Raw genomic sequence first — 12,416 nt, forward strand, 5'->3', positions numbered from 1 at the left:
CACCTTACCTTGAACAATTACCAATTATTCAGGACGGAGAATTTCTGCGATCGCCCGCCGCTCTTCTCCGTGTTGAGTCGGTAAAACTTGGCGAGCGTCAGTAATCAGCCAATCGAGAGCCGCCGCTTGCAAATCGATCGCAGCCCCGGTTTTATCAACGCAGTAGCGCCCGAACACCAGTTTGTCAACCAGCCGCACCTCCGGGCCCAAACGGGAATACTCAAAAATCACGCTGTTTTCGACAGTCGCGCCACTGCAAAGCCAACAATTTGGGCCGATCATCGTTGGGCCGACAATTTTTGCTCCATCCTCAATGATCGTCATCCCGCCAATGTAAACAGGCCCAGTAATATCAACCTTATCCCAGTTGACAGCTACATTCAAACCAGCGTAAATGCCGGGGCGCACTTCAATTCCCGGAATCGAAACATTTTTAACTTGTCCGAGCAGCACGCTCTGAATTGCCCGCCAATAGTCAGGAACTTTGCCGATATCTACCCACTCAAAGTCCATGCTAATCCCGTAAAAAGGCGCACCTGCTGCTACTAGCGCGGGGAATAACTGCGAACCGATATCGTACTCCTCGCCCGAAGGGATGTATTTGAATATTTCTGGTTCAAAAATATAAATACCAGTGTTGATGTCGGTACTCAGAGCTTCTTCTACAGAAGGTTTTTCTTGGAAAGCTTTAATTTTGCCAGACTCGTCCGTAACTACGACACCGTAACTGGGAACCTCCTCGCGGGGAACCGATTTCATAACAATAGTAGCGATCGCCCCTTTTTCCCGGTGCCACTTCACAGCAGCAGTCAAGTCCAAGTCAATCAAAGCGTCGCCGCACAGCACCACAAAAGTATCATCAAAAAACGGCGAGAAGTCCTGAATCCGCTTCATGCCACCAGCCGAACCCAGAGCCTCTCCAATAAGTTCTCCCTCCTCAATTCGCCCTTCAAAAGAATAGGCAATTTGTACCCCAAATTTTTGACCGTCACGGAAGTAGTTTTCAATCACATCTGCCAAGTGGGAAACATTGACCATAATCTGGTCAAATCCGTGCTGTCGGAGCAATTCAACCAAAAACTCCATCACTGGCTTTTGCAGGATGGGAATCATCGGTTTGGGTATTGTCTGAGTAATGGGACGGACGCGAGTGCCTTTACCGGCCGCCAGAATCATCGCTTTCATTCTTAACTTCCTCAACCCTCTGTTAATTGATATAAACTCAACAATTAGATGCTAGCGGTTGCGATCGAATCGATCGATCACAGCAAAATCCTGACCTGTTTATAGGCGACATCGTACCAGGCTATCAATCATTTATTCCGAATTTACCTAGATTTAAGAAACCAGGTATCGGGAACCAGCAATAACTTCAAACTCTCGCTCTCCGCATCCCAGACTCAGCAACAGAATGTCGGCGAGCGAGGTTCTGTCTGGAATTTTAACCGACGCAGTGGCATAGTTATTAGTTTCGCCCGAGAACCTAATACCCTGCAAGCTCAAAGCGCGCGGATTTTGAGGTCTTGATAAAACTCCTCTTGAAGCAACTCTACTTTAGACTGAGCCGAAAGCAGCAACAACGCCCAAAAGATACCCACGCGGTCATGATTTGGCAAGTGAACTTCCCCAGTCGATACCGGGTGTTCTGGGCTGACAGAGAAGTGCAAATCCTTATCATGCCAAAGTTCCAGCAGTTGTTCCAAGTCCAGCCAACCCTCGTCAATTTCTGAACCCCGTTCTGCCAGAAACCGATCGAGTTCACTAGCAGTTTCCACCAAATTTTCTTGGTGAGCTAGCTCAAAGATAGCCTGGGCTGCTTGCGATCGCATTTTTGAGGTAGGGCGACGCCGGGGGGTAACTGTCTGCTCCATTGCTGCTTTCATTAGCTGCAACTGCTCAATCAGTTCTGGGAGAGTTACCGGGCGTTTTTGCGGTAGTTGAGCTACACCACGACGGCGCAATTGCCGCTCCAAATGCTGGGGCAAGTGTCGCCCTCCTGAGTGCTCTGCGTCTTCGAGTGCCGCCTCGTCGGCCGAGTCGGGATTCGCGGGGGGTTCTGAGAGGACGATACTTTCTGCTTTGAGCAAAACCAGCATGGAAGCGTACAAAAACGCTTGGCCGGAGTGGGACAAATCGGAGAAATCCTTACTCTGATCCGCATCGCAGGCGTTCGTAAGCTTGCTCAAACATCGATCGAACACTTCAATTACCTTAACGTCCCAAGGATCAATTTCTCCCCGTTCGGCTAGGTCAATTAAAATTGCGATCCCCTCGGAAATCGTTTCTAAACCATCTTGGTCTCGGGAAACGGCCATTCGATTTTAGATTTTATATTTTAGATCTTAGATTTTTGATTTTCTCTCTCGGAAAACGAGAGAGCATATCAAGTTAAGTGGCGGTGATTTCAGCAGTTGTACCCTCAATGGCTGCTATTTCTAAACTTATCGGTTCTGCACTTTCTAACAAAGGTTGTTGGACTTCTACTTCGGCTTTATAGCGTTCAAGATTTTGTTCTAATTCCTGAATCCGCTGCTCTTTTTCCCGAACTTGGCGGAGTTGTTGGCGCGACGCGAGGGTTCGCTGCATTCTCGACCACAGACTGAACAGCCACGCTAGTGTGGCCCCTAATCCAGTCGCTACAATTAGTTCGACGCACAGCGGAGCTTTAACTTGGACGCCTTTGATAACTTGAATCGCGACTGGCTCTGTATTTTCGATGCTGAATAATACTAGAGCCAAGCAAATCAGAAAGATGAAGAAGAAATTTAGCGATCGCATTTTCTCTGTCCCTAATTCTCAATTCAGGTTAAGCAAATTATTTACCATTTGTCAACTGTTTTTTGACAGATATTCTCAGTTTTTTTGGATAATATCAAATCGGGTCAATTAACCATAATATCCGGGGAGGGGCGGGTTTATGGGAGTTCTGAGAGTGGATTGAAGATATTGGTTAACCCGCCCCTCTAGGACATATCCTCTTTAGGTTTGACCGATGTTTTGCGGTTTCTTACCGATTCCCAGTGCTGGCAATATTTGATATTTCAAAGCAATGCCCGCCGCTACAAATAAGGCAATAATCAGCGCCCCAATTCCTACAGGACTGGGAATCCAGAATATCGCCTCCAAATAGTTAACTTCTCCGGGTTTGAGCTTCCAAACTAACTGTTTTCCTTGCTGATAGGTTTCGGGAACCAGCGCACCGGCAACAGTTTCAATACTTTCGGCGCCCCAAGGCGTGTTCAAGCTAAAGTCTAGCTCCAAAAGTCCCCCCGGGCTCAGCAGCAGGCTGCCATTAGAAGAAAGCAGTGAAAGAGAGCGCAAATCCAATTCCAAACTCAACCGATTTCGCAGCACCAATAACAAATTATTCTGCTTGACACTAAGGTGAGATTCAAACTTCGGCAAATCGGTTTCTAGCGGACTTGCGACCCGATATTTGGTGGTTGGTGCGATCGGATTGTAAAATTGGTTGAACTTGTCTTGCAACTCTGCTCCATTATTGAAAGGAATCTTCACTAGAACTTCTGTGGGGGAAAGCCGTTTAGTTTTTCCGTCCAGCAACCTCACCCGGCGTTCTACGCTTTTCAACCATTCTGCAACAGTTTCGCTGCTGAAGCTCGTCAACCTTTCCCCCAGTTTTATGTGCTGCACGATTTCGCCACGAGTTTGACTCTCAAAGTTCACCCCGACATCGTACTGAACGCATCCACTCACTAGAGTTAAAAGGCAAAAAACCAAAGGTAAAAGAAAGAAAAACTGCTTTTTCTTCTTCCGAGTTCCATCCTTGACATTTTGCTCTTTCATTGTACCTTTTTCCCTGTTTTTCCCTATTTGCATGAATTAGCAAAGCGTTGAATTGTCGGCAGTATTTATGTGTTTTTATTTCCACGTCTGGACTTGCGAACCGCATCCCAAAAACCCGGTTTAGGGGCTACCGAAGGGCGATTTCACAGATGCTTTGTGGCAGAAACCAGGTTTTTTTGAGGTGAGTGCTAAGATTTTTCTAGCAACAGTATCAGCGTCACCTAGAATTAACCGCACTGAACTTATTGCCTCGAAGCTACACCCAACTGTTGAAACAGTATACTCGGCAAATAGGCTGCACCGCCTACCCATTCGGCTTCGCTGCTCAAATCTGCCAAATTTTTAAAGGCTTCAAAAATGCTGCCTGCCACCATTGTATTCTTGACGCGGCCGACAATTTTGCCTTTTTCTACTTTATAGCCTAAGTCCAAATTGACAGAAAATTCTCCAGCTAACTGATTGGACTGACCGGCTCCTAAAACCTGCTCTACTATTAGACCTTCGTCCATGCTAGCAATCAAGTCTTGAGTGGCGGTATTTCCTGGGGAAATGCAAAAGTTAGTCAAATCCGGGCCTGGGCGAGACAATCCGCCACGAAAACCGTTCCCGGTTGATTCTACACCGGCGCGAGCGGCCCACCTGCGATCCCAATAAAATCCGGTGACAGTACCTTTGTCTATCAAGACTTTGCGGGTGGTGGGTGTACCTTCGTCGTCAAAGGGACAAGCAGAAGGGCCTAAAGTGGGGTCTTCAAAAAAGGTAAAGCGTTCGTCAAATAAGGTTTCGCCGATTTTGTCGGCTAGGGGAGAGGCTTTTTGAACTACTGCTTGACCTGAAAGGATGGTATCAAATAGGCTGCCGAGGGTGCTAGCGGCGGCATTGGGGGTAAATAATACTGGGTAGGAACCGCTGCTGATGGTGGCTGAATGTTCCGCGAGGCGGTATTTTTCGAGGAGTGATTGGAGGATGCTGTCGGTGTCTAGGGGGCGATCGCGCGCTACGTCGTAACTGTATGCTTGCATAAAGTCTTCTCCCTTTACCAAATTTCCCGTGATCGAGCCGCTGACTATTTGGCTGCTTCTTTCGGCATACAGGTCTTGCGTTGTGGCAATTTTCACTCTGCCGCTGCGGACGTGAAAGCCGACATCTACCATAATATCGGGATTGTAAGCGTGAACTTGCTCGATGAGGTTTTTGCCGTTTTCGACTAATTCTTGAGTTGTGGGTGGAGTGTAGGTGGTTTCCGGGCCTTTTAGGTGGAAGTTGGAGGCGAGTTCAAATTCTGCGGGGTCGCCGATTTCGGCTGTTTGAATCGCTGCATCTACTAAATCGTCTATCCGCGTTAAATCTGTGGAACTAGCAAAACCGATTTTGCCTTGGTAAATCAGTCGCAGTGCAACGCCTTGCAGGGCTTTGGTTTGCAGGGATTTGAGACGATTGTTTTCAAATTCTATGGGGGTGTCTTGACTTGACAGGTAGTATACTTCAGCCGCATCGGCGCGCTGAGAGGCCAATTTCAAAATCTGTTCTATGGTTGAATCGCTCACAATAATCGCCTTTCTGGTTTGGTCTTTTTTTTATTTTAGCAATTATCGCTATTCAACTTCTGACTCCTGCCTCATGCTCGATAATTAATCCGTGTATCCGTGTCAAAATCAGTGTCGTTCCTTCCTTCTTCCTTCTCCTCTAATTGTAATTCACACTGTTTAAAAACATAGTTAACGGCTGCAAAGAGTCGCTCTAAGTCCTGAATTGTATAGAAAAATTTATTTTGAGTAAACCTTTCTAATTTGAGCTTGCCAAACTGCCACATTGCCCCATTAGAAACAATACCAAAGATAGTTTGTTCTGGTTGATTGTTAAGTCGCTGCACGGCGATCATTTCTGCCAAACACTGCCCCCATCCTTCATCAAATGCGCTCTCTTTCTTGGCTTCAACTAATATGAAATAGGGCTTGTCAAAAACTACTGTGCCAAGGGGGGAGCGCTTCGCCAATATATAATCTGGAATTCCTGACAGATTCTCATTATAGACTAAGGTTTGGTGGCTCCAAAGGAGAAAATTACTTCGATAATTTTTCCAAACTTCTTTTAATACAGGATAAATGATATTTTCACAAATGGCGATTTCCGAGTTGTCAAATACTCCCTCATTGAAAATCAATTCTAATTCATTCCGAAAAACTTCGCTGACTGCAAATTCTGTTTCGACAATGAAATTATCCCGCAGGTAATTAATTTGGAATTCTTTGGCGACCGCGCTGATACTTTTATAATTGCTAAAAGGCATTGCTTAACTTCTCTCAGTAGGGGTAAGGTGCGCCGCCCGGCGCACCCTAGAGATAGAGTTTGTGGGAATGAAAAAATGATTAATAACTAATAAATAAGCCGCCTAAAATTAGCCCGATCGCAATTAACGCCACCCAGATAAACCTATTATCTTTCGTATTAACCTGACTCAAATCTACAGGCTCTGGTACGACTGGCTTGGGTTTAGCGTACTTGATATCAGCGTTTGGATTGGCTTGAAAACTGATTGATTGATTTTCATCTAAAGCTGCCAAATCAGGAATTTTCACCATCCATTCAGGAGGGATAGTAAGTTTGGGAGCTTCGAGAATGAACAGCAAGCGCTTTGCTTGCTGGCGGGTTTCTTGGCGGGGATGGCGGGTGAGCTTGCGGCAAAGCTCGATCGCCCTTTCTGTATTGCCAGAGGCTTCGTAGGCTGTCACTAGCCACATCTGCACCTCGCCGCCCAACCGGGAATTTCGATCGACTAAACCGGTAGCTGTTTCTAAACTCTGCACAGCTTGAGCATACCGGCCACTCTCAAAAGCTACTTGCCCAGCTTGGTACTCAGTTTGAACAATTTCTAACTTTTCTGAAGTCACAAGCACCCACCCAATTCACAAATATTACTTCCCCAATTCCCCAAACACTAGAATTCGCTGTTGTGTTGCGACATACCCGACTCGTTGTCGCGCTTGGAACCGAGCAAGTCTAAATGGTCTACCTTAATTACCGGCTTCGAGCGATTTGAACCGGTATTGCGGTCTTGCCAGCGATCGAACTTCAAAGAGCCTGTTACGCCAATTAGAGAGCCTTTGCGAACGTAGTCAGCAGCAATCTGCGCTGTTTTGCCCCAGATTTCCAGATTGAACCAGTCTGGTTGATCGCTGTTCTTAGTTCTGCGGTTCACTGCCAGGGTCAAACTACACTTAACTGTACCCGACTCAAAATACTTCACGTCCGGGTCGCCGCCGACGCGGCCTACTAAAGTCACAACATTAAGACTCATAAACTTTTTTGGGAATGTGGTCGATCGGTGATGTAGTTAAACAGTCCACACGCGCATTAGCCTCCAAACTGAACTTGGAACAACGCTTGTGAGGCTTCATCCTGATTGTACACGCAGTTAGCAGAACATATTGATAGTGGATGATTGGCGAGTCTGCGCTCAACCTGAGCTCGACAATGTACATTTCTGACTAGACTCAGGATGAAAAACGTAATAGAATCCACCTCGGTTACACTTTTGTAACAACATTATTGCACACAATAGTATTTTAGTTTTTGGGGGGGGTACGAATCAGTGGGTCTTCTCAATCGATTTTCGTTATCTAGAGATATGGGTATCGACCTCGGTACTGCTAACACGCTCGTTTATGTATCGGGCAAAGGTATTGTTCTGCAGGAACCTTCTGTAGTGGCGATCGACCAAGATTTAAAAATAGCGCTGGCTGTTGGAGAAGAAGCCAAGAAAATGCTCGGGCGCACGCCAGGGAATGTCATAGCACTGCGCCCGCTTCGCGATGGGGTAATTGCAGACTTCGATACGGCGGAACTGATGCTTAAGACTTTTATCCGCAGAGTTCACGAAGGCCGAAGCTTAGTTTCGCCGCGGATAATTATTGGCATCCCCAGCGGTGTCACCGGAGTCGAGAGGCGTGCTGTCATTGAGGCGGCGACTCAGGCCGGTGCTAGAGAAGTACGGTTAATTGATGAACCCATCGCTGCGGCGATCGGGGCTGGACTGCCTGTTGCTGAGGCGACTGGCAATATGATTATAGATATCGGCGGAGGTACGACGGAAGTTGCGGTTTTGAGTTTGCAAGGTACGGTGATCAGTGAGTCTGTGCGGGTAGCCGGCGACGAACTCAATGAGGCGATCGTCCAATACATGAAAAAAGTTCACAATTTGGTCATTGGCGAACGCACTGCTGAAGAAATTAAGATTCAGGTTGGTTCTGCATATCCAACTCCAGAGGATGACGATGTAATGATGGAAGTGCGGGGCTTGCACTTACTGTCTGGTTTGCCGCGAACTGTTACTATCAAAGGCCCAGAAATTCGCGAAAGTATGTCGGAACCGCTTTCAGTAATTGTGGAAGCTGTCAAGCGTACTTTGGAACGCACCCCTCCGGAATTAGCAGCAGATATTATTGACAGGGGAATTATGCTGGCTGGTGGTGGCGCGCTGATGAAAGGTTTAGATACTCTGATCAGTCACGAAACAGGAATTGTCACTCACGTGGCAGCAGATCCGCTGTGCTGCGTGGTTTTGGGAACTGGTAGGGTATTGGAAAACAAACAGTTGGAACGGGTTTTTAGCGGGCAGTCGTCGCGCAATATGTAGTTAAAAAATTTGGGATTGTGGATTTAGAAATACGGCTGCAATCTCAAATCTAAAATCCTGACATAACAATTTTAGATTACTGAAATTATGCTAAAAAATACATTCCGAAAGTGGTGGGATCTGCGACTGCAAATTGCTCTTTTAGGTTTAGCTGTAACTGCCGCTTGGGGAGTTCGACAAACACAAGGTGCTGCCGTATTTGAAGTTTACAATTGGGTGACTCGTCCGTTTCACGCCAACGGCTCTGGGCAAGAGGAACTCATCTCGGCGCGTACTCAAGAATTGCAAGCGCAGCTATTAGAATTAGAAAATCAAAATCAGAAGCTAAAAGAGCTTTTAGGTTACGTTTCGGCTAAGAAACCTACAGGGATTGTAGCTCCTGTTGTCGGTCGCAGCGCCGACCACTGGTGGCAGCAAGTAACCTTGGGGCGCGGCAGTAACGATGGCATTAAAACAGATTTTACTGTGATGGGCCCCGGCGGTTTAGTAGGCAGGGTTGTCAGCGTTACTCCTAATACTAGCTTGGTGCTGTTAGTTAGCGACGCTACGAGTCAATTGGGTGTGGGAATTACCCGCAGTCGTCACATGGGTTTTATGCGCGGGAAAGGCGGAAATCAGGCTGTGATGGAGTTTTTTGAGAATGTTCCCAATGTCAAGCCTGGGGATGTGGTTTCAACTTCTTCTTACAGTCAGTTGTTCCCTCCTGGTTTGCCGGTCGGAAAAGTGGTTTCGGTGGATATGAATAAAACTCCGGCTCCAGAAGCTGTTGTTGAGTTCTCTGCACCGATGAATGCTCTGGAGTGGGCGGTGGTTTACCCCCACTCTAAGCAAGCCGAACCGACGAACTCGGAGGGTCAATCTTCTGCACTATCTGAGGGATCACAGCAACAATGAAAGCTTTATCTCGGATGTCTTCGCGATCGCGCCAATTTCTCAATTTCGCCGTTACATTTCTATCTGTGATGCTGTGCATACTGATATTGCCCACTCGGATGCCGGGAATGGAATTGTTGGGAATTGGACCGAACTGGCTGTTAATTTGGTTGGTAGCTTGGAGTATTAAGCGGAAACGTACAGTTTGGGGAGCTGCTAGCATGGGCTTGGTTTTGGGGTTTCTTCAAGATGCGATGACGGCTCCTCATCCCACCCATGCTGTCAGTCTAGTTGTTGTAGGAGTCTTAACAGTTGTTTTGCAGAAAACCTGGTCGATTCCGGCAGATATTGTTGAGAGAGATCCGATTCCGATCGCGTTAATTGTTTTTGGGATGGCGGTGGTAGCGGAAACGGTGATGGGGCTACAATTTTTTGCTATGGGCGATCGGGCTTTACTGGAAATTTGGAGCTATCACCAGCGAGTGGCTTTGTGTTCTGCCATTCTTAGCAGTCTTTGGGCTCCGGTGATGTATTTTCCGCTCAATCGCTTGTGGGAAATGACCAGGACTTTAGAAAAGTCTTAGTCAGCCATTAGTCATCAGCCATGAGTCCTTAGTCAACAGTTAACTGTTAACTAATTACTGTTAACTGTCGTCATTCTACTATTACTTGTTGACCGGAACCTAATAAGTGATGAACGGCAATAATCAAGTCGCTGAGAATGAAATTAGGCTGGTGCTTTTGGAGTTGATAGCGGCTGCGAATTCCGCAGGTAACGGCAATTGTAGGTATTCCTAATGCTTGTCCTGCTAGGATGTCTGCTTCTGTATCTCCGATCATCCAAGCCGAACCCAGGGATGACTCAAATTCTTCTGCAACTTCAGCCAACAATTCAGTTTTTAAGGCTGTATAGTTGTGATAGGCGGCATCCGCCATCTGAGTTCCGCGAATGCTAGTAAACAGTCTGGCTAAACCGTAATTTTGTAACAGTTGAACGGCTTGATTTCTCGGCCGCAGGGTGACTAAAATCAGCCGCACGCCACGGGAGTGCAGAAGTGCGATCGCCCATTGCACTCCTGGCTGGATACGATCTAAGTGCAACAAGTCTGGTTGATTGACAAGCTGACTGACGCATCCGAGAAAAACGTGAATTTCTTCTCCCGACAAGCCGGAACTTTTGGCGATTTCAGCATCGGGTACTCGGTTTTGTTTCATTTGCCAAAACTGCTGTTTGCTGAGGATTTGGATGTTGAGGTTGATTCCCCTAGCAAGATAAGCTGCTTGAGTGTCGGCTAATCCCTGTTGATAGGTGGCATAGTAGCGATCGGACACATCGACTATGGGCCCGTCTAAATCGCAAAATACCGTCATCCGGGGGGACGAGTCAGCCTCTGATGGTAGCTTGTACTGAAGGTTTTCGGAGTCTTGGGCGACAGCAGTTAACATAAAACGTTAAGTAAATCAAGGGAGTTATACATTTCTTGACTTTAGCAAAAAATGTATAAGTTATAATACATAATTTTAAATGAGGTTATTAAAAAAACCTATTAAGTTTTTGAGGATTGGGTTCAATAAGGGCGATCGAGCCTGCGCGTGGATAAATTCAAGGGAAAAAGTGATTTTTGTGGCTGTTGATATGTGCTTTAGCCATTAAAGTTTAGAATTAAGTTTTTAGTCTTTTGTAATTTACCCATGCTCAAACAAAGCGATTTTGTTAGGAATTCGGACACTAATCGAGTAGAGGTGCTGTCCGAAGCACTGCCTTACATTCAACACTTTGCCGGTCGCACAATTGTGGTCAAATATGGCGGTGCGGCGATGAAAGATAGCAATCTCAAAGACAAGGTGGTTCGGGATATTGTGCTGCTAGCTTGCGTGGGGATGCGTCCGGTTGTGGTTCACGGCGGCGGCCCGGAAATTAATATTTGGCTGGAAAAATTGGGCATTGAGCCGCAATTTAAGGATGGTTTGCGGGTGACTGATGCGGCGACAATGGAAGTTGTAGAAATGGTTTTGGTGGGGAAAGTAAATAAGGAAATTGTTTCGTTAATCAACCAAGCTGGCGGCAAAGCAGTGGGATTGTGTGGCAAGGATGCCAATCTCATTCAAGCTCGTCCAGATGGCCGGGAAGGAATTGGGTTTGTGGGTGAAGTCAGTGGCGTGAAAATTCAGATTTTGGAGTCTTTGGTGAACAGCGGTTATATTCCGGTGGTGTCGAGCGTGGCAGCCGATGAAACCGGTCAATCTTACAACATTAATGCTGACACGGTGGCTGGGGAAATTGCGGCTGGTTTGGGAGCAGAAAAGTTGATTTTGATGACTGATACGGCGGGAATTTTGGAGGATTATCACAAACCAGAGAGTCTGATTGCTAAGTTAGATATTCAGGAAGCGAGACAGTTGGTTGAGTCGGGAGTTGTGTCTGGGGGGATGATTCCAAAAGTTAATTGTTGTGTGCGGAGTTTGGCTCAGGGTGTGAAGGGTGCTCACATTATTGACGGTCGAATTCCTCATGCTTTGCTGCAAGAAATATTTACGGATGCGGGGATTGGGTCGATGATAGTTGCTTCGGAGTTTAGTGGCGCGAACTTAAGGCCTAAGTAAGGGGTAAATCCTAGCGTGGGGAGGGCGGGTGCGTGAAAGAGGTAAACTCGCTGCGATCGCGTAGCTCCTAACTAAACCTGCCCCTATAAAGCTTAAGAAGGTACTTCTGGGAAATGACTTCAACTAATTCTAACCGTTGTTGGATTTCAGATTTTATTAAACTATGATAAAACATTTGAGAGTTTTGGATTCTGTTGCGATTCTCACGCCGATTTCAAATACGCGATTAGCGCTAGTGGAACCAGAATACGCATCTATTTCTAGTTTGCCAGTTGGACTTGTGGGAACTATTGTTGAAGTGTATGATACGGGAAAGGAATGTCAGTATTTAGTGGAGTTTGCTGATAGTCAAGGCAGTGAATATGCTATGGCTATGTTGAAAGCCGATGAAATTTTAGTCCTGCAATATGAACTTGCAGTTGCTTAATAATGTGAGGAGAATAGAAGTTAGATAAGGGCGATCGCACTTTTGGAAGAAAAGGGCGATCGCACTTTCTCT

14 protein-coding genes are annotated in these 12,416 nt (G+C 46.5%); 5 read left to right on the forward strand and 9 right to left on the reverse strand.

What is annotated here, in order from left to right:
- Window positions 1-24: 24 nt before the first annotated feature.
- The 8 genes from QUA70_RS00630 to QUA70_RS00665 all read right to left on the reverse strand — a co-directional run bounded on the left by QUA70_RS00630 (window position 25) and on the right by QUA70_RS00665 (window position 7,102).
- Window positions 25-1,185, reverse strand: a complete 1,161-nt coding sequence (locus QUA70_RS00630) for an NDP-sugar synthase (protein WP_333325360.1) — start codon at window positions 1,183-1,185, stop codon at window positions 25-27.
- A gap of 314 nt (window positions 1,186-1,499) precedes the next feature.
- Window positions 1,500-2,315 carry a segregation/condensation protein A gene (locus tag QUA70_RS00635; RefSeq protein WP_333344615.1) on the reverse strand — a complete coding sequence of 272 codons (816 nt, stop codon included), beginning with the start codon at window positions 2,313-2,315 and terminating at the stop codon, window positions 1,500-1,502.
- A gap of 73 nt (window positions 2,316-2,388) precedes the next feature.
- Window positions 2,389-2,778: a LapA family protein gene (locus tag QUA70_RS00640; protein WP_333325355.1), complete on the reverse strand. Its 390-nt coding sequence runs from the start codon at window positions 2,776-2,778 to the stop codon at window positions 2,389-2,391.
- Between the two features lie 201 nt (window positions 2,779-2,979).
- The gene (locus QUA70_RS00645; protein WP_333344613.1) at window positions 2,980-3,804 is read right to left on the reverse strand and encodes a DUF3153 domain-containing protein; all 825 of its coding nucleotides are present in this window, start codon (window positions 3,802-3,804) and stop codon (window positions 2,980-2,982) included.
- Between the two features lie 242 nt (window positions 3,805-4,046).
- Window positions 4,047-5,351 (reverse strand): TldD/PmbA family protein, encoded by a 1,305-nt coding sequence (locus QUA70_RS00650; protein WP_333344611.1) that lies wholly within the window; start codon window positions 5,349-5,351, stop codon window positions 4,047-4,049.
- A gap of 71 nt (window positions 5,352-5,422) precedes the next feature.
- Complete coding sequence (locus QUA70_RS00655; RefSeq protein ID WP_333325347.1) at window positions 5,423-6,094, reverse strand: hypothetical protein; 672 nt, start codon at window positions 6,092-6,094, stop codon at window positions 5,423-5,425.
- A gap of 79 nt (window positions 6,095-6,173) precedes the next feature.
- Window positions 6,174-6,695, reverse strand: a complete 522-nt coding sequence (locus QUA70_RS00660) for a tetratricopeptide repeat protein (protein ID WP_333059932.1) — start codon at window positions 6,693-6,695, stop codon at window positions 6,174-6,176.
- 47 nt (window positions 6,696-6,742) lie between these two features.
- Window positions 6,743-7,102 (reverse strand): single-stranded DNA-binding protein, encoded by a 360-nt coding sequence (locus QUA70_RS00665; protein WP_190663675.1) that lies wholly within the window; start codon window positions 7,100-7,102, stop codon window positions 6,743-6,745.
- 330 nt (window positions 7,103-7,432) lie between these two features.
- On the opposite strand from QUA70_RS00665, the gene QUA70_RS00670 reads away from it, so the two are divergent.
- From QUA70_RS00670 to mreD, 3 genes are all read left to right on the forward strand, one after another.
- Window positions 7,433-8,440 (forward strand): rod shape-determining protein, encoded by a 1,008-nt coding sequence (locus QUA70_RS00670; RefSeq protein ID WP_333325339.1) that lies wholly within the window; start codon window positions 7,433-7,435, stop codon window positions 8,438-8,440.
- Window positions 8,441-8,527: 87 nt separating this feature from the next.
- Window positions 8,528-9,334 (forward strand): rod shape-determining protein MreC, encoded by an 807-nt coding sequence (mreC, locus tag QUA70_RS00675; protein WP_333325337.1) that lies wholly within the window; start codon window positions 8,528-8,530, stop codon window positions 9,332-9,334.
- On the forward strand, window positions 9,331-9,897 hold the full coding sequence (gene mreD / locus QUA70_RS00680; protein WP_333325334.1) for a rod shape-determining protein MreD: 567 nt from the start codon (window positions 9,331-9,333) through the stop codon (window positions 9,895-9,897). Before mreC ends, mreD begins: the two co-directional genes overlap by 4 nt.
- 70 nt (window positions 9,898-9,967) lie before the next feature.
- On the opposite strand, the gene QUA70_RS00685 is transcribed toward mreD, so the two are convergent.
- On the reverse strand, window positions 9,968-10,759 hold the full coding sequence (locus tag QUA70_RS00685; protein ID WP_333325331.1) for an HAD family hydrolase: 792 nt from the start codon (window positions 10,757-10,759) through the stop codon (window positions 9,968-9,970).
- A 246-nt stretch (window positions 10,760-11,005) separates the two neighbouring features.
- On the opposite strand from QUA70_RS00685, the gene argB reads away from it, so the two are divergent.
- Window positions 11,006-11,917 carry an acetylglutamate kinase gene (gene argB / locus QUA70_RS00690; RefSeq protein WP_333344609.1) on the forward strand — a complete coding sequence of 304 codons (912 nt, stop codon included), beginning with the start codon at window positions 11,006-11,008 and terminating at the stop codon, window positions 11,915-11,917.
- Between the two features lie 163 nt (window positions 11,918-12,080).
- On the forward strand, window positions 12,081-12,344 hold the full coding sequence (locus tag QUA70_RS00695; RefSeq protein ID WP_333344608.1) for a DUF4926 domain-containing protein: 264 nt from the start codon (window positions 12,081-12,083) through the stop codon (window positions 12,342-12,344).
- Window positions 12,345-12,416: the final 72 nt, after the last annotated feature.

This window comes from Microcoleus sp. LAD1_D5 (assembly GCF_036702115.1).
Lineage (GTDB): Bacteria > Cyanobacteriota > Cyanobacteriia > Cyanobacteriales > Microcoleaceae > Microcoleus.